This window comes from Mesorhizobium sp. M0030 (assembly GCF_040323695.1).
Lineage (GTDB): Bacteria > Pseudomonadota > Alphaproteobacteria > Rhizobiales > Rhizobiaceae > Mesorhizobium.
Map to the genome: position 1 here is coordinate 191,562 of NZ_JAMYVE010000002.1, position 17,355 is coordinate 208,916.

Annotated in this window: 17 protein-coding genes; 7 read left to right on the plus strand and 10 right to left on the minus strand. The window is 63.2% G+C overall.

Translation table 11 applies throughout. From position 1 onward, the window contains the following. Nucleotides 1-140: 140 nt before the first annotated feature. From rpsR to NKJ80_RS04785, 3 genes are all read right to left on the minus strand, one after another. The gene (gene rpsR / locus NKJ80_RS04775; protein WP_006203718.1) at nucleotides 141-389 is read right to left on the minus strand and encodes a 30S ribosomal protein S18; all 249 of its coding nucleotides are present in this window, start codon (nucleotides 387-389) and stop codon (nucleotides 141-143) included. Beyond that, nucleotides 389-889, minus strand: coding sequence for a 30S ribosomal protein S6 (gene rpsF / locus NKJ80_RS04780; protein WP_023672722.1), 501 nt, complete (start codon nucleotides 887-889; stop codon nucleotides 389-391). The genes rpsR and rpsF overlap by 1 nt, the downstream gene beginning before the upstream one ends. 311 nt (nucleotides 890-1,200) lie before the next feature. Continuing rightward, complete coding sequence (locus tag NKJ80_RS04785; protein ID WP_352497164.1) at nucleotides 1,201-3,129, minus strand: LTA synthase family protein; 1,929 nt, start codon at nucleotides 3,127-3,129, stop codon at nucleotides 1,201-1,203. Between the two features lie 277 nt (nucleotides 3,130-3,406). Between NKJ80_RS04785 and fabD the strand changes: the two genes are divergently transcribed. The 7 genes from fabD to gmk all read left to right on the plus strand — a co-directional run bounded on the left by fabD (nucleotide 3,407) and on the right by gmk (nucleotide 10,202). Next, nucleotides 3,407-4,354: an ACP S-malonyltransferase gene (gene fabD / locus NKJ80_RS04790; protein WP_023805665.1), complete on the plus strand. Its 948-nt coding sequence runs from the start codon at nucleotides 3,407-3,409 to the stop codon at nucleotides 4,352-4,354. A gap of 60 nt (nucleotides 4,355-4,414) precedes the next feature. Beyond that, entirely contained in the window at nucleotides 4,415-5,152 is a 738-nt protein-coding gene (gene fabG, locus NKJ80_RS04795) for a 3-oxoacyl-[acyl-carrier-protein] reductase (protein WP_352497165.1), read from the plus strand. Between the two features lie 221 nt (nucleotides 5,153-5,373). Next, entirely contained in the window at nucleotides 5,374-5,610 is a 237-nt protein-coding gene (locus tag NKJ80_RS04800; protein ID WP_006203723.1) for an acyl carrier protein, read from the plus strand. A gap of 34 nt (nucleotides 5,611-5,644) precedes the next feature. Beyond that, nucleotides 5,645-6,907 carry a beta-ketoacyl-ACP synthase II gene (gene fabF, locus NKJ80_RS04805; protein ID WP_023685687.1) on the plus strand — a complete coding sequence of 421 codons (1,263 nt, stop codon included), beginning with the start codon at nucleotides 5,645-5,647 and terminating at the stop codon, nucleotides 6,905-6,907. Nucleotides 6,908-7,108: 201 nt separating this feature from the next. Further along, the gene (gene mltG, locus NKJ80_RS04810; protein WP_023672727.1) at nucleotides 7,109-8,368 is read left to right on the plus strand and encodes an endolytic transglycosylase MltG; all 1,260 of its coding nucleotides are present in this window, start codon (nucleotides 7,109-7,111) and stop codon (nucleotides 8,366-8,368) included. A gap of 262 nt (nucleotides 8,369-8,630) precedes the next feature. Then, complete coding sequence (locus tag NKJ80_RS04815; RefSeq protein WP_023685689.1) at nucleotides 8,631-9,521, plus strand: YicC/YloC family endoribonuclease; 891 nt, start codon at nucleotides 8,631-8,633, stop codon at nucleotides 9,519-9,521. A 6-nt stretch (nucleotides 9,522-9,527) separates the two neighbouring features. After that, entirely contained in the window at nucleotides 9,528-10,202 is a 675-nt protein-coding gene (gene gmk / locus NKJ80_RS04820; RefSeq protein WP_023672729.1) for a guanylate kinase, read from the plus strand. Between the two features lie 33 nt (nucleotides 10,203-10,235). Here the strand turns inward: gmk and NKJ80_RS04825 are convergent, their stop codons facing one another. The 7 genes from NKJ80_RS04825 to lptG form a co-directional block, all read right to left on the minus strand. Continuing rightward, the gene (locus NKJ80_RS04825; protein ID WP_023672730.1) at nucleotides 10,236-10,529 is read right to left on the minus strand and encodes a type II toxin-antitoxin system RelE/ParE family toxin; all 294 of its coding nucleotides are present in this window, start codon (nucleotides 10,527-10,529) and stop codon (nucleotides 10,236-10,238) included. Next, nucleotides 10,526-10,831: a type II toxin-antitoxin system RelB/DinJ family antitoxin gene (locus NKJ80_RS04830; protein ID WP_023672731.1), complete on the minus strand. Its 306-nt coding sequence runs from the start codon at nucleotides 10,829-10,831 to the stop codon at nucleotides 10,526-10,528. Before NKJ80_RS04830 ends, NKJ80_RS04825 begins: the two co-directional genes overlap by 4 nt. Before the next feature lie 68 nt (nucleotides 10,832-10,899). Beyond that, nucleotides 10,900-11,736, minus strand: a complete 837-nt coding sequence (rsmA, locus tag NKJ80_RS04835) for a 16S rRNA (adenine(1518)-N(6)/adenine(1519)-N(6))-dimethyltransferase RsmA (RefSeq protein WP_023705356.1) — start codon at nucleotides 11,734-11,736, stop codon at nucleotides 10,900-10,902. A gap of 24 nt (nucleotides 11,737-11,760) precedes the next feature. Then, the gene (pdxA, locus tag NKJ80_RS04840) at nucleotides 11,761-12,789 is read right to left on the minus strand and encodes a 4-hydroxythreonine-4-phosphate dehydrogenase PdxA (RefSeq protein WP_352497166.1); all 1,029 of its coding nucleotides are present in this window, start codon (nucleotides 12,787-12,789) and stop codon (nucleotides 11,761-11,763) included. A gap of 12 nt (nucleotides 12,790-12,801) precedes the next feature. After that, the gene (locus NKJ80_RS04845) at nucleotides 12,802-13,731 is read right to left on the minus strand and encodes a peptidylprolyl isomerase (protein ID WP_023754728.1); all 930 of its coding nucleotides are present in this window, start codon (nucleotides 13,729-13,731) and stop codon (nucleotides 12,802-12,804) included. A 91-nt stretch (nucleotides 13,732-13,822) separates the two neighbouring features. Then, entirely contained in the window at nucleotides 13,823-16,273 is a 2,451-nt protein-coding gene (locus tag NKJ80_RS04850) for an LPS-assembly protein LptD (protein WP_023685694.1), read from the minus strand. Then, nucleotides 16,273-17,355, minus strand: a complete 1,083-nt coding sequence (gene lptG, locus NKJ80_RS04855; RefSeq protein WP_023702945.1) for an LPS export ABC transporter permease LptG — start codon at nucleotides 17,353-17,355, stop codon at nucleotides 16,273-16,275. The genes NKJ80_RS04850 and lptG overlap by 1 nt, the downstream gene beginning before the upstream one ends.

Here is a 17,355-nt window from a genome sequence, read left to right on the forward strand (position 1 = left end):
CACCTCAACTCGGGATTTCAATGCACGTCGCCAAGAGTGGGCCCGGTTTTGGGACAACGACATGCATCATCAAATTACCCCTGCGGCGCCCGTCGCCGTGGGAGAAGGAAGCAGGCGGCGAACCGCCTGCTTCGGAGATCTTAGCGAACCACGTAGGGCAGCAGGCCGAGGAAGCGGGCGCGCTTGATCGCCTTGGCGAGTTCGCGCTGCTTCTTCTGGCTGACGGCGGTGATGCGCGACGGCACGATCTTGCCGCGCTCGGAAATGTAGCGCTGCAGAAGACGCACGTCCTTGTAGTCGATCTTGGGCGCATTGGCGCCAGAGAACGGGCAGGTCTTGCGGCGGCGATGGAACGGGCGCCGGGTCGGGATCTGATTGATGTCGACCATTATTCTGCACCTCCTTCAACGCCTTCGCGCGGACGGCGCGGACCACGATCGCCACCGGCATCGCCAAATGAGCGCGGCGGACGATCGCCACGGTCGCCGCGATCACGGTCGCCGAACGAGCGCGGACCACGATCGCCACGGTCGCGGTCGCCGAAGCCGCCGCGTTCCGAGCGCTCTTCGCGCTTCTGCATCATGGCCGACGGGCCTTCCTCATGCGCCTCGACCTTGACGGTCAGGAAACGCAGCACGTCCTCGGACAGGCCCATCTGGCGCTCCATCTCGTTGAGCGCTGCCGGCGGGCAGTTGAGGTCCATAAGCGTGTAGTAAGCCTTCCGGTTCTTGTTGACCCGGTAGGTGAGGGACTTCAGTCCCCAGTTCTCGACCCGGCCGACGGACCCGCCATTTGCGGAGATGACGCCCTTGTACTGTTCGACAAGCGCATCGACCTGCTGCTGCGAGAGGTCCTGCCGGGCAAGGAACACATGTTCGTATAGAGCCATAGTGGTTCAGTGCCTTTCTTCGTTTCTCTCCCGGATCCTCGCGGCAAAAGCCTCTGCAACTTCTCTGACCCGCTGATCCCGAGGGGCGGGGAAGAAAGGAGCATTTCGAGACGGTCGAGAGCGGAGACACGGGAGGCGGAAGCGCTTCTGGCTTCACACGAAGGTTTTGGGTAAAACCTCCGGCCCTCCGTTCAGCCCCCAGCAAGGACCGGCAGATTGCGGGCGTCTATAAAGCAAATTGGCTGGAAGGCAAGGGTAACGCATGCTCCGGACAGCGTCCTGGCGTCGCAGGGTTGGAAAAATACCAGGCATCAACTCGTATGCGGGGTACCACCGTTGATCGTTTCGGGGAAGAAGTCCGGAGCCGCCTTACGCTTGCCGAACATCATGTCGTATTGCAGCAGGCGGAAGTCGTTGATCGCCGGATCAACGTCCTTCTGCCGCGCCCAGTCCGGCGTGGCCTCACCTGACGGTGTCAAAAGCAGATTGCGGTCGACGACGCGATAGCGTTCGCGCAGCGCGCCCAGGAAGCCGGTGTAGTAGGGGTGCGTGATCCCGGCCGTTGTCAGGATGTGGTAGGGCAGGAAGGCCGGGCTCACCGCGCCCATATCCTGCGCCGGACCGGTGCGGTTAGACCAGATGACCAGCGGCGTCTGATGATGCTCCAGTGCCGCCTCCGGCGTCGGTTCCTTGCGCGGCGCGACATTGTCCTTCAGGTAACCGGTTTCGACATAGACGGGGCCGAGCGGCGGCAGATGGTCGCCGAAGAAGGCGATGACCGTCGGCCGCTCGCGCTTCTTCGCCCATTCGATCAATCGTTCGAGGCCACGGTCGGCATCGGCGGAGCCTTCGGCGTAGCTGAGCAGCGATTCCCGCGCCCATGTGCTGATCGGTGCCGCGACCTTGTGGGTCGGATTGTAATAGCGGTACGGCTCGTAGGGACCGTGGTTCTGCAGGCTGACGGCGAAGAAGAACACCGGCCGCTCGCTGGCGTCGGCCTCTGCGATGATCTCGTCGGTCATCGAGGCATCGGAAGCCAGCGGCCCGCGCTTTTCCAGTGGCGGCAGCGTCTCTTCCGAGCGGAAATCGTTGAAACCGAAATCGGCATAGACGGCGCCTCTGTTCCAGAACCAGTTGGTGCCCGGATGGATGGCGCGCGCCCGGTAGCCCTCGCTTTTCAGGAAGGTCGCCAGCGACGGCGTCGGCGTGCGCACATATTGCTGGTAGGGGATCGAGCCCGCCGGCAGGAAGGCATTGGAAAAGCCGGTCAGCGCCTCGAATTCGATGTTGGCGGTCATGCCGCCGAATTCCGGCGAAAACATATAGCCGGAACGCAGCGCCCGCACATTGGGGATCGGGTCAGGCGTGATTGTGACGCCGGGCAGCTTGGTCGGATCCCAGAAAGATTCGCTCATCACCACGATGATGTCGGGTTTCTCATCCGGTACCGAGGCCGCCACAGCAGGCCTGTCGATCGCGTCGATCGCCTTGTCGGAATAGCCCGCCGGCGCCGAGACATGCGCCATCGGCACGTTGAGCGCGAAGGCCAGCGCAAACCCGTTGGAGGCGTAGTTCTCCTTCTGGTCCCACATGATCGGGATGATCTGCAGCCGGTCGCGGGTCCACGAGAAGGTGGCGTAGTCCATGATTGAGACGAAGAAGGCGAGCAGCGGCACTGCCAGCGTCAGCCGCGCCAGCCGCCCTTTGCGGCTGAGGATCGGAACCTTGCGGCGCCACAACCGCCAGCCATAGATCAGCAGCGACAGGCCGGCGACGATGCCGACCGCCATGGCGAGCGCCGTCCAGGGCCGCTCGCGCACCAGGAGCGGCATCAGTGCCATGATCTGGCGCGAATAAAGAAAATCGGTTGGGTAGAGCGGATCGCCGAGATAATGCGACTTCTGATGCCCCACAAAGGCCAGCGCCAGCGTCAGCGGCGCCACGATCATCAGGCTCTGGTGACTGCGGCCAAACACGGCGTCCAGTCCCATCAGCACCAATGCAAAGACAATGATGGTGGTCCAGCCCGGCTTGAATGGCTGCAGGAAGAAGTCGACTGTGCCGAAGAAGTCGCCGCGCACGATCCATTCGATGGCGAACACCAGGATGGCGGAGGCAAGCAGCGTGACCAGACCGTAGCGGATGACCGGCCATCTGCGCCCCGGCAGGTAGCCGGTGGACGGATCGTCTTCCAAGAACTGTGGCGCGGGTACGGCCGCGCCCTTCCTGATCCTAGCCACGTCTCTTCCCCCGGCCCAAGCAACGCGTATTTCCACTCGCGCCACCGTTCTGTCATAGAACTGTCATGCAAAAGCTAGCGCCTGTGGCGAAAATAAGAAGAGCCAGCAAACGATTCGTGAGCGGTTTTCATCAGGTGTGATCGGCAAAAAGCCTTTGGGAACAGGGACTCGAGGTCAGCTCCGGTTCAAGCGAGAGCGGAAATGCCGCCTCCGGGCTTGACTTGACGGTCCGCCTTGCGTCACAGGCAGGAAAAATCAGCCGCTGGAGAGCGCCCAAATGGCCGTCGCATTCACCTTTCCGGGACAGGGCAGTCAGGCTGTCGGCATGGGCAAGGACCTCGCCGACGCCTTCCCCGAGGCACGCAGGGTGTTCGAGGAAGTCGATGATGCGTTGGGCGAAAAGCTGTCGAAACTGATCTGGGAAGGCCCGGAAGAGGCGCTGACCCTGACTGCCAATGCCCAGCCGGCGCTGATGGCGGTCTCGCTGGCGGGAATCCGCTCGCTGGAAGCGCGCGGCTTTTCGCTGAAGGACAAGGTTGCCTACGTTGCCGGTCATTCGCTCGGCGAATATTCCGCCCTTGCCGCGGCCGGTTTCGTTTCGGTCGCCGATGCTGCCCGGCTGCTGCGCATCCGCGGCAACGCCATGCAGGCGGCGGTGCCGGCCGGCGAGGGCGCCATGGCGGCGATCATCGGACTGGAACAGCCCGACGTCGAAGCCGCTTGCACCGAGGCCGCAACGGGATCCGGCCAGGTCTGCCAGATCGCCAACGACAATGGCGGCGGCCAGCTGGTGATCTCCGGCGCCAGGGCGGCGGTGGAACTCGCCGCGAAACTGTGCACCGAAAAGGGCGCCAAGCGGGCGCTGATGCTGCAGGTCTCCGCACCCTTCCATTCGGCGCTGATGGCGCCGGCGGCCGATGTCATGCGCGAGGCGCTGGCGGGCGTGACCAAGAATGCACCGGTCGTGCCCGTCGTCTCCAACGTCACTGTAGCCCCGACCCGCGACCCCGACGAGATCGCGCGCCGCCTGGTCGAGCAGATCACCGGCCGCGTGCGCTGGCGCGAAACGGTGGAGTGGTTCGGCGCCAATGGCGTCGCCACGCTCTTTGAGATCGGCGCCGGCAAGGTGCTTTCCGGCCTGGCGCGGCGGATCAGCCGCGACATCACCACATCGGCCGTCGGCACGCCGGCCGAAGTCGAGGCGGCGCTGGCCGCGCTTGCATAATCCACTGGCGATTCAACCTCTCCCGTGGGAAGGGTGTTCTCTTAAGATCAGGAGACGAAAATGTTCGAACTGACCGGCCGCAAGGCGCTCGTCACCGGCGCATCGGGCGGCATTGGCGAGGCGATTGTCCGGGTGCTGCATGCGCAAGGCGCCATTGTCGGCCTGCACGGCACCCGCATCGAGAAACTGGAGACCCTGGCCGGCGAACTCGGCGACCGGGTAAAGCTGTTCCCGGCCAATCTTGCCGACCGTGACGAGGTCAAGGCGCTTGGCCAGAAGGCCGAAGCCGAACTCGAAGGCGTCGACATACTGGTCAACAATGCCGGCATCACCAAGGACGGCCTGTTCGTGCGCATGGCGGACGCGGATTGGGACAGCGTGCTGGAGGTGAACCTCACCGCCGTGTTCCGGCTGACCCGCGAGCTGACCCATCCGATGATGCGCCGCCGCCATGGCCGCATCATCAACATCACCTCGGTGGTGGGCGTCACCGGCAATCCTGGCCAGACCAATTATTGCGCCTCCAAGGCCGGCATGATCGGCTTTTCCAAGTCGCTGGCGCAGGAGATCGCCACCCGCAACATCACTGTCAACTGCGTCGCCCCGGGCTTTATCGAATCGGCCATGACCGACAAGCTCAACGACAAGCAGAAAGACGCGGTAATGGCCGCGATCCCGACGCGCCGCATGGGCACGAGTGTTGAAGTGGCGTCGGCCGTCGCCTATCTCGCCTCCAACGAGGCAGCCTACGTCACCGGCCAGACCATCCATGTCAACGGCGGCATGGCCATGATCTGACGGGATATTGTCGGGTGATAAGAAGACATGGCCGGCTTGTGAAAAGAGACCATTTCGCCTTGGACCTCGGCCATTTTTCGTGTAATGCGGCCCGCAACCCGGCGGTTCGGGCAAAAACCGGTCCGGCATCGTTGCGTTTCCGGCAGGACCATCTTTCAGCTTGATTAGCGGCATTCTGCCCGCTAACGAAGACAGACAAACAAAAGACGAGGATGCCCCAAATGAGTGACACCGCAGAGCGCGTCAAGAAGATCGTCATCGAACATCTTGGCGTCGATGCCGACAAGGTGACCGAGCAGGCGAGCTTCATCGATGATCTGGGCGCGGACAGCCTCGACACGGTCGAACTCGTCATGGCGTTCGAAGAAGAGTTCGGCGTCGAGATTCCGGACGATGCGGCCGAGACCATCCTGACCGTCGGCGATGCCGTGAAGTACATCGACAAGGCTTCGGCCTGACACTATCCGCAGTCATCACCGGGGAGGACCTGCGATGAGGCGTGTCGTCGTCACGGGCCTTGGCCTGGTTTCGCCGTTCGGCATGGGCTTCGAGCACAGCTGGAAGGAACTTCTGACCGGCCGCAGCGCCGCCAAGCGCGTCACCGAGTTCGAAGTGGAAGATCTTGCCTGCAAGATCGCCCACGTCATTCCTCGCGGTGACGGCACCAACGGCACGCTCAATCCCGAAGCCGTGCTCGAGCCCAAGGAACTGCGCAAGATCGGCGACTTCATCCTTTACGGGATTGCGGCCGCCGACGAAGCGCTGAAGGATTCCGGCTGGGAGCCCAGCACCGAAGCCGAGCGCTGCGCCACCGGCGTCATGATCGGCTCCGGCATTGGCGGCCTCGAGGGCATCGCCGAGAACGCTATCATCCTGAAAGAGCGCGGACCGCGCCGTATCAGTCCATTCTTCATTCCCGGCAACATTATCAACCTGGTATCTGGCCAGGTATCGATCCGGCATGGGCTGAAAGGCCCCAACCACGCCGTCGTCACCGCCTGCTCGACCGGCGCGCACGCCATTGGCGATGCCGCCCGGCTGATCATCTTCGGCGATGCCGACGTGATGCTGGCCGGCGGCGCGGAATCGCCGGTGACCAGACTATCGCTTGCCGGCTTCGCTGCTTGCCGGGCACTGTCCACCGACCGCAACGACACGCCTGAGAAGGCCTCGCGTCCCTATGACCGCGACCGTGACGGCTTCGTCATGGGCGAGGGCGCCGGCGTCGTGGTGCTGGAAGAACTCGAACACGCCAAGGCGCGCGGCGCCAAGATCTATGCCGAGGTCACCGGCTACGGCCTGACCGGCGATGCCTATCACATCACCGCACCGGCCGAAGACGGCGACGGCGCCTTCCGCTGCATGACGGCGGCGCTGAACCGGGCCAAGCTGACGCCCGCCGACGTCGACTACATCAACGCGCACGGCACCTCGACCATGGCCGACACGATCGAACTCGGCGCCGTCGAGCGGCTGGTCGGCAACGCCGCCTCGAAAATCTCGATGTCGTCGACCAAGTCGTCGATCGGCCATCTCTTGGGTGCCGCGGGTGCCGCCGAGGCGATCTTTTCGATCCTCGCTATCAGAGACAACATCGCGCCAGCTACCATCAATCTTGACAACCCGGAACGCGAAACCGCGATCGATCTTGTTCCGAACACGCCACGGCATCGCCAGGTCGACGTGGCGCTGTCCAACTCCTTCGGCTTCGGCGGCACCAACGCTTCGCTGGTATTCCAGCGTTATACAGGCTGATTGCGGTATCGACCGGCGCGCCAGCGGTCTGTCGTCAATTTTGCCATATTCAAGCCTACTCTGCCGCTGGGGATTCGTCGCATCGGCCTGAAACCGAAGGCGCTTTTTTAAAAGCACGATGCGTAGGCTTGAAATGTTAGGGCACGCTGTGCGTCCAATCGGGCGCATGGTCGCTCTAAGAGATCAGATGGTAGGGCGCTAATGAACACCAATCCGGGCGGCAGCGGACAATTCGGACAAAACCAGCAGACCGGCCCGATCGTGCCGAAGACCGCGGCCGAAGCTTTGCGCCCGGAAGCCGGCACACCACCACCAAAGCGCTCGCGCGCCTCGCGCAGCCAAGTCGTCGTGTTCATGAACTTCGTCATCTCCGCGGTGATGTTGATGATCCTCGCCGCCGGCGTTTCGCTCTATTTCGGCAAGCAGGCATTCAACGAACCGGGCCCGTCGGTGGCCGGCGACACCTTCCTGGTCAAGCCGAGCACCGGCGTCCAGGATATTGCCGACCAGCTCGAACGGCGTGGGCTGATCAGCGATGCCCGCATCTTCCGCATCGCCGTGCGGGTCTATGGCAATGATTCAGCGCTGAAGGCAGGCGAATACGAGATAAAGCCGCGCGCCTCCATGCGCGACATCATGGAGCTTCTGAAGAGCGGCAAGTCGGTGATGTATTCGCTGACCATTCCCGAGGGCCTGACGGTTGAGCAGGCGCTGCAGCGCATCGCCGAGCAGGATGCGCTGACCGGCGACATGCCGGCCGCCAAGCCGGCTGAGGGCAGCCTCGCCACCGACACGCTGCGCTTTACCCGCGGCGCCACGCGCCAACAGATGGTCGACAAGCTGCTCGCCGACCAGAAGAAGCTGGTCGACGAGGTCTGGCAGCGGCGCGCGCCCGACCTGCCTCTGGCCAATGTCGACGACTTCGTCACCTTGGCCTCGATCGTCGAAAAGGAAACCGGCCGGGGCGACGAGCGCTCGCGCGTTGCCGCCGTCTTCCTCAACCGTCTGGCCAAGGGCATGCGGCTGCAATCCGATCCGACCATCATTTACGGCCTGTTCGGCGGCAAGGGCAAACCCGCCGACCGGCCGATTTATCAATCTGACATCCAGAAACAGACGCCTTACAACACCTATCTGATCAACGGCCTGCCGCCGACGCCGATCGCCAATCCCGGCCGCGCCGCGCTCGAAGCCGTCGCCAACCCGTCGAAGACCGATGATCTCTATTTCGTCGCCGACGGCACCGGCGGCCACGTCTTTGCCACCACGCTTGCCGAGCACAATGAGAACGTTGCCCGCTACCGGGCACTGCAGAAGAAGCAGGCTGAAGACGCCGCCAAGGGCGCCAAGACTCCGGGCCAGACCGATGCGCCGGCGGATGGCGACGACAACGGTGACGCAAGTGGCGATGCCGCCGGTGACAGCGGTGATGCCGGCGGCGATACGGGTGCCGCCCAGTAGCAGGTCGGCGCTTTCAGACGGATCGACCTTAAGCAACGCGGACAGAGGCGGACGCGCTGCTGCTTGAACGAACAGCGCGGTTCGAAGCGTTTTCGGTCTTGCTCGGGTGCCTCTGCTTCTCGATTTCAGCCCTGCGAGATCGAAAACGACAGCGGAAATCAACATCTTGCCGGTATTGCGATTCTGACATTCGCGCCGCCCGTGATATCGAACGCATGCGCAATTTGTAGAATCGGACCATCAGGGAGACACGAGCCGCATCATGAATTTGCAGAGCATGACCGGATTTGCACGCACTGTTGCCGAACATGACGGCGCCTCGATCGCCTGGGAGGTCAAGTCGGTCAACGGCAAGAGCGTCGAGGTCAGGTTGCGGTTGCCGCAAGGTTTCGAGCGGCTCGAACCGACTGTGCGGCAGACGCTGCAGAAGCGCTTTTCGCGTGGCAATTTCCAAGCGACGCTGACCGTCGGCCGCGCCGCCGGCCAGCAGGCGCAGCCGGTGGTCAACGAAGCCTTCCTCAGGGATCTGGCGGGCTTGGCCAAGCGGCTGCAGGACCAGTTCGGTGTTGGTCCGGCAACTGCCGACGGTCTGCTTTCCCTGCGCGGCGTGCTCGATATCCCTGAAACCAGCGAAACCGAGGAGGTGCGGGCAGCACTCGACGCGTCAATCCTGTCCGCGCTGGAAACGGCGCTTACAGGTCTCGAGCAGGCACGCCAGAACGAGGGCGAAGCGCTGCGTTCGCTGCTTTCCGGCCATATCGACGCCATTGAGGCGCTGACGCTTCAAGCCGAGGCCGACCCGTCGCGCGAACCGGCGGCGATCCGCGAGCGGATCGCCGAACAGGTGCGGCTGCTGATGGATGCGTCGGCCAATCTCGATGCCGGCCGGCTGCACATGGAAGCGGCGTTCCTGGCCACCAAGGCCGATATCCGTGAAGAGATCGATCGGCTGAAGACGCATGTGGCGTCGGGCAGAGCGCTGCTGGCAAATGGCGGCGCCATCGGCCGCAAGCTCGATTTTCTGGCGCAGGAATTCAACCGCGAATCGAATACGCTGTGTTCCAAGTCGAACGCCGCCACTGTCACCGCCATCGGGCTGGAACTGAAGGCGGTGGTCGACCAGTTTCGCGAACAGGTCCAGAATCTGGAGTAAACCCGAATGGGTGGCAAGGAGCCGATGGTTGCCAGGGATCTCGGATCCCGCATTCGCCGCCGCGGGCTGATGCTGGTCCTGTCGTCGCCGTCGGGCGCCGGCAAGTCGACGATCGCGCGCAACCTGCTGGAAAGCGACGGCAGCCTGGAATTATCGGTCTCGGTCACCACCAGGCCACGCCGCGGCTCGGAGATCGAGGGCGTCCACTATCACTTCCGCACCACGCGCGAGTTCGAGCGGCTGCGCGATTCCGACGCATTGCTCGAATGGGCCGAGGTGCACGGCAATTGCTACGCGACGCCGCGCGAGCCGGCCGAACTGGCGCTGGCGCAGGGCCGTGACATGCTCTTCGACATCGACTGGCAAGGCGCCCAGCAGCTCAAGGAGAAGATGCGCGCCGACATCGTCTCGATCTTCATCCTGCCGCCGTCGATGAAGGAATTGAAGTCGCGCCTCAAGCGCCGCGCCGAGGACCAGGAGCACGTGATCGAGACCAGGCTGAAGAACGCCCGCAACGAGATCGAGCACTGGAAGGAATATGACTTTGTCATCGTCAACGACGATCTCGACCGCGCCTTCGCCGAAGTGCGTGGCATCGTGACGGCGGAAAGGCTGCGGCGCGACCGCCGGCCCGGGCTGTTCGATTTCGTCTCGGGGTTGCTGGACGAGAAGACGGAATAGCTCGTCCACCGCTGGCAATCTAAATTAGCCGCATCAGCTGCCTGGCAGATCGTCCGGCCAACGCTGCGCTCCGTGAAGCACGCGCAGGATTCGAATCGTGCTGTTGGTCAGCTGATAGGCCGCGACATATGGCGTGCCGACGATGACGATCTCTCGTGTCCCTGCAAGCCTGCCGATCCGGCCGCTTTGGGGAAGGTCCCGAAGACGGTTGATTGCGGCGACGATCCGCTCATCGGTGGCGATCGCGGCCGCAGGATTGTCGGCCTCGATATGCGCGAAGATGCCGTCGCGATCTGAAAGCGCGAATGGCGACCAGACGATCTTCAAGATTTAGGTTCACCCGAACGCCGCGCCGCGGCGCGTCTCTCGGCAAAATGCGCCTCGACTTGATCATCAGGAATGTCTTGTCGGGTGTCGTCGAGCGCTTCGCGAACCTTGGCGCGAAACCATAAATCATACGCCTCGTTGTTTGTGACGAGATCGATGGGCAGCGCACCCTCGTTGGCGGTTCGGGTGAGCAATATCCGCACCGCATCCGAGACCGTCAGCCCCATGCTTTCGAGCACCGCCGAAGCTCGATCCCGGATGTCGGCGTCGATACGCGTCTGGACCAGTGCATTTGCTGGCATGGCAATCTCCTTCGACGTCAATGTAATGCGTTTGAATGACGATTGCTAGGCGGCGCTAGCGCCGCCGGTCAAACCGCGTTTGTCAGCCGCACGAATTCCTCGACGCTGAGCGTCTCCGCACGCCGGGTCGGATCGATGCCGGCGCGCGTCAGCAGTGCCTCGCCACCCAGGCTCTTCACGCTCTGCCGCAGCATTTTCCGGCGCTGGCCGAAAGCGGCTTCGGTGACGCGACCGAGTTTTTTCACGTCGGTTGACAAAGGGCTGGCGCGCGGCACCAGATGCACCACCGAGGACGTTACCTTGGGTGGCGGCGTGAACGCTTGCGGCGGCACGTCGAAGGCGATCCTCGCCTCGGTCCGCCAGCCCGCCAGCACGCCGAGCCGGCCATAAGCATCGCTGCCGGCACCGGCGACAATGCGCTCGGCCACCTCGCGCTGGAACATCAGCGTCATCGATTGATAGAAGGGTGGCCAGTCCGCCACGGTCAGCCAACGGATCAACAGCTCGGTGCCGATATTGTAGGGCAGGTTGGCGGCAATCCTCACCGGGCCGTCTTGTGACGCGGTCTTGGCAAGAGCGGCAAAATCCGTCTTCAGCGCATCGCCGCTGATCACCTCGAGCCGGCCCGGATAGTGGTTGGAGACCTCGGCCAAGGCCGCAAGGCAGCGTTCGTCGCGCTCGATGGCGACGACGCGGCCGGCACCGGCAGCGAGCAGCGCCCTGGTCAGCCCGCCGGGGCCGGGGCCGACCTCGATCACCGTGCTGTCGCTGAGGTCGCCGGCGACCCGCGCGATCTTGCCGGTCAAATTGAGGTCGAGCAGGAAATTCTGGCCAAGCGCCTTCTTTGCCTGCAGTCCATGGCGCTCGATCACCTCGCGCAGCGGCGGCAGCCCGTCAATGCTCATGATTTTGGGCTCATGATTTTGGGCTCATGCAGCTGCGGGCTTTGCGCCGGTATCGGCCAGCCGGCGGGCCAGCTTCAGCGCCGCGATCAGGCTGTCGGGACGTGCGATGCCCTTGCCGGCGATGTCGAAGGCTGTGCCGTGATCGGGCGAGGTGCGGATGAACGGCAGGCCAAGCGTGACGTTGACGGCCTCGTCGAAGGCCAGCGCCTTGGCCGGGATCAACGCCTGGTCATGATACATGCAGACCGCCACGTCGTAGCCGGCGCGAGCGCGCGCATGAAACATCGTATCGGCCGGCAGCGGTCCGAAGGCATCGATGCCTTGCGCCCGCAACATGTCGACCGCAGGACGAATGATGCGCTCGTCCTCTGTCCCCATGGCGCCGCTTTCGCCGGCATGCGGATTGAGGCCGGCAAGCGCGAGCCTCGGCCTGGCGATGCCGAAACGGCGTGCAAGATCGCCGGCGGTGATGCGCGCGATGGCAACGATCAGCTCCGTCGTCAGCGTCTTCGGCACCTCGGCCAGCGCGATGTGGATGGTGACCGGAACGGTGCGCAATTCGGGGCCGGCGAGCAGCATCACCGGCGTCACCGTGCCGCCGGTGTGGAGCGAGGCCAGATGCGCCAGATATTCGGTGTGACCGGGAAAGCCGAAGCCGGCATCGTAAAGCGGCTTCTTCGCGATCGGACAGGTGACGACCGCGGCCGCGTGACCGGCAAGGCAGTCGGCGACGGCGCGATCGATGGCCTCGATGATACCGGCGGCATTGGCCGGGTCGGGCCGGCCGGGATCGTCGGCGAAGTGGGCCGCCAGCGGCACCACGGGCAAGGCGTGTTGAAAGACACCAGCCGCTTGGGCCGGCACCGTCTCGGCGATTGCCACCGCCGCGCCGAGCCGGCGCGCCCGCGCGGCAATCAGCGCCGGATCGGCGAGAAGATAGAAGGGCGCGGCACCGGAACCGCGGGCGCTCTGCCACGCGGCAATGGCGATTTCCGGACCGACGCCGGATGGATCGCCGACGCTCAGCGCCAGCGGAAGCTCTGTCTCATGCACGGCTGGGCCGGTTCAGCGCGTAACGATCTTGGCTTTCGCCTTCAGCTCTTCGACATATTTGGCCGAGAGCTCGTCGGCGTTCTTGTCGCCGCTGCCTTCGCTCTGGAACACCATCTGGGCCGCCTTGTCGTCGGAAACCTCGCGCGACGAGCAGATGCCGATGAATTCGATGCCGCGATCGGTCTCGCGCACGGCCGTGGCGCCGCCCAGCTTGGTGGCCTTGATCTGCTCGGCCCAGTCCGGCGGCAGTTGCGGCGCCAGCAATCGGGGGAGGTCGCGAACGGTGACGTCGATCAGGCCCTTGGCGAATTCACGCGTGGTGTTGCAGCCATTGAAGCGGGCGCGCATGGCTTCAGCCTCGCGCTTGCGTTTGGCGAGTGTGGCACTGCGCTCGGCCTTCGGCACCACGAAGATCACCTGCTGCAGCATGTACTCGGTGGCGCTTGGCTTGGCGCCGCCTTTTTCGAGCATGCGCTTGACCAGATCCTGTTCGCTCACCTCCCCGCCGCCGCCGCTGTAGCGTGCGCTCAGCGCCTGGTTCCACGCCATCTGGGAGCGGATGAATTCCTTGAAATGCTCCTTGGTCACGCCGGACTGCGCCATGACACCGTCGAGCTGCTTGAGCTGCATCTTGTTGCTCGAGGCAAAGCGCTGATAGGCAGCCTCTACCTGGGCGTCGGAGATGCGGATGCCGAGACGCCTGGCCTCCGCCATACGCAGCGTCTGGTCGATCATTTCCTGACCCGCGTCACCCTTCTTGCGCTGCAGTTTCAGGAAGGCAGCCCGGTGCGCGATGTCGCCGGTGGTGATCGGCATGTTGTTGACGACATACTTGATTTCACTGGCGAAGGCCGGCGGTACCATCGTGGTGACAGAGACCGAGGTCGCCGCTAACAGGAGCGCGAATCCTGCCGAAAACAGGTATTTCCTCATCGAAAGCATCCCAATTCTAGCCCGGTTTTGGCCGATTCCAGCCCGATATTGGTGAAATCCGTGCCCGCTTTATGCGGCAAAACGATGTCGTCAGCCGGCTCTACTGGATGGAGTCGATCGAGCTTTGGGACGAGCCGAAATCCCCGAGCGTGCGGAACGACAGGTTGAAGCCGACATTCTGCGACACTTCCTTGGTGTTGATGTCGCGTGATTCCGAGTACGTCATCAGGTAGGTGAAGCAGGAATCATTGTAGGCAAAGCCGACGCCGTCCTTGACCAGCACGCTTTGTTGCAGGTCGTAGGTGCCGGTGCCGAAGACGCGCCAGTTTTCGGCCAGGTGCGTCGAGGCGCCGAGCGTGACTTCGTGGCGATCGGTGGTGAAACCATAGAGCGGCTGCGCCTGGATGAAGGCGTATTTGGCGCTCAGCGAAACCGGCAGCCCGGAATAGGCGGCCTTCACCTCGGCACGGCGAACTTCGAAGGTCTGCTCGTCGAAGCGGCCGCTGAGCGAACCGGAGAAGCCGCTCGGGCTGCTGAAGCCGACAAGGCCGACATAGTCGGAGGTCGAAGTCTCCAGGCCCGAATTAGCAGCCCCATCGACATTGGCGCCGACATTGACCAGATCCGGCGAATTGAAGGAGTTGCGGCCGCCCAGCTGGTAGGATTGGCCGAAGATGGCATTGGTGCCCCAGCCATTGTCATATGCGCCGGAATAGCGGAATCCGACATTGGCGCGGCTGCCGCCTTCGACGCGGTCGTAGCCGGAGAACTTGTCGCGCTCGAACAGCGTCGTGGCATCGAAGACGAAGCTCTGTGCGTCCTCGTTGGGAACGGCGAGCCCGCCGACATACTGCTCGTTCGGGCGCATGAAGACCTGCGCCATCGGCTCGACGATATGGCTGGAGCCGGCCATCGAAAACAGCACCGGCCAGCGCATCTCAAGGCCGGCGGTCGCCATGTAACGGGCGAAGGAAGACCGCATGTCGTCGGCGGCACCGACATTCGTTGCCATCTGGTTTACCGCAGTCAGCGAAGCCGAAGAAGCGTTGAGATAGTCGACGTCGCCCTGCAGAGCCAGAAGGGGCGTCAACTGCAATCCGCCGTCCGTGGTGAAGGTACGCTTCCATTCGGCTTCGGCGGTGAGGCGACCGGATTCGCCCTCGATGCCGCGCACGCGCTGGACGCCGGAGCCCGGCACGTAGGGCGTAAAATAGGCCTGATCGAGATCGTCGCGGCGAATGACTCGTGCATTGACGTTGAACGACAGCTGGCCGCCGGCCACCGACATGTCGGGGATGTAGGCATAGTCGAGCGACGGCAACACCCAGGGCTGCTTGTCGCTGCGCGATGCGACGTTGCCGTCCGGTGTGTTTTCCTGAACCTGGAAGCGCATGGCGCGCACATCGAAATAATTGCGGTCGTTTAGGCCGGTCAGGTAGACCGACGATTGATGCACGGCGTCGTTGTAGCCTTCGATCGTGTAGGTACGCGAAAAATTCTTGTCGGTCTGAAGCAGGATATCCCAGCCGAAGTCCCAGCGCGGATTGATGGCGAACTGGCCTTTGGTGCCCATCATCCCGCGGAATTTGTTCGGATCGCCTGCTGGCCCCGAATTGACATTGTAGCCGCCGGGGAAAGCCGCGAAATCACGGAAAGCGCCAGGGTCCTGCTGGTTGATTCCGGCAAGCTTCAGCGTGTATTGGCCATTGTTGAAGCGCTGGCGCCACTCGGCCTCGCCGAGGAAACCCTGCTTGGTGTAGCCGCTGCCCGTAACGGTGAGGTCATAGGTCGGCGACAGGGCAAAATAGTAGGGGACTTTGACGCCGACGCCGAGACGGTTGTTGTAGCCGATGCTGGGGATCAGGAAGCCGCTTTTGCGCTTGACCGTAGGGTCGGCGATCTCGAACGCCGGCAGATAAGCCAGCGGGAAGCCGAAGAATTCGAAATTCGCGTTCTCGAAGCGAACCGTCTTCTTTTCGCCGTTCCAAATGATCTTCCTGGCTTTGATCCGCCAGGTCGGCGCCTTGTCCGGCTTGTCTTCGCAAGGCTCGCAGGCCGTATAGACGCCGTTGTGGAACGTTGTCAGCACGCCGCCCATGCGCTCGGCGCTTTCGGCGGCGAAATAGGCTTTTTCAGGCGTTTCGACGCGCAGCGCATTGACGAAACCGTCAGCGAAATCGTCGGTAATATCGATATGCTGCGAGTTGATCTTGGTGCCGTCGCTGTTGACGATCTCGACATTGCCGCTGGCAACCAGCCGCTTGGTGTTTCGATCATAGACGACGCGTTGGGCGACGAGCTTGTTGCCGCCATAGTCGATCTGGACGCCGCCGATGGCGGTGACCGTCTGGTTGTCGTTGTTATAGACGAGCGTGTCTGCCGCCAGCAGCATCTGGGAGCCGGAAGGAACCTTCGTTGCCACGTCGGTGACGTCCTGCGCCAGCGCAGGAGCCGTCAGCACGCCGCAGGCGAGCAGGCATGCCAAGGCGCTCGCCGAATAGAGGCGCGCCAAACCGGCCTGCCTATGGCTGCGCAAAGCCGCCTCCCTCACTAGCCGTCTTCCTTGTATAGCAGGAATGTCACCCCAAAGAACATAGCCACGACAACCGGAACCCATGCAGCCACGGCTGTGGGCACGAATCCCGCCACGCCGAATGCCTTGACCAATACCGAAACGACATAAAGCAGAAAGCCGGCGAGGACGCCACCCAGAATCATCGTTGCCGACTGCCCCATCCTCGCAAATCGCATTGAAACTGTTGCCGCAATCAGCGTCATGGCCACAAGCAGGAACGGTAACGCCACCAGCGAATCGAACTGCATGGCGAAGGCATTTGCCTTGAGGCCGAAGGAGCGGGCAACCTCAATCTTGCCGGGAAGGTCGTAAAACGGGATGGTTTCGGGGCGCGCCAGCCGTTCCTGCACGAATTCCGGCTTGAGGTTAGTCGGCAACTGGTCGGTCGTTTCGGAACGGATGTTGCCGTCCTTGAACACCTTGACGTCCTGCAATTCCCAGTAGCCGTCGCGCAGAAAGGCCCGCGCGGCGTCCTTGCGCTCGACGATATTGCCCTGCGGATCGAGGACGAAGAACACGGTGTCGGCCATTTCCAGGCCCTGGTTCAGGATGGCGCGGGCGCCGATGATGGTGTCGCCGGAGTTGGTTTTCTGGCGGATCCACGGCGTGGCATCGGCCGCCACCACGTTCGAATTGCCGGATCGCAGCTGGTTTTCCATCTGCTCCGACCATGAGAAGCCATGCGCGGCGATCGGATTGAGCACGCCGACCGACAATATGCCGAATAACAGCGCACCGATGCAGCAGGGCAACAGAAACTGCCAGGCCGACACTCCGGCCGAGCGCGCAATCACCAGCTCGTATTTTCGGTTGAGCGAGACCAGCGTCGCCATCGCCGAGAACAGGCCGACGAACGGCACCGTTTGCAGCATGATCATCGGCATCCTCAGCGCCGAGATCGCGACCGCCGTGCCGTAGGTGAAGCCCGGCAGGCCGGTGATGCGGCCGGACAGCTCGGTGAAGTCGATCAGGAACACCAGCGCCAGAAGGCCGATGAAGAACCAGATCGTGATCGACACGTAGCGAAAGAAGAAGTAGCGGCCCAGGGTCCAGCCCAT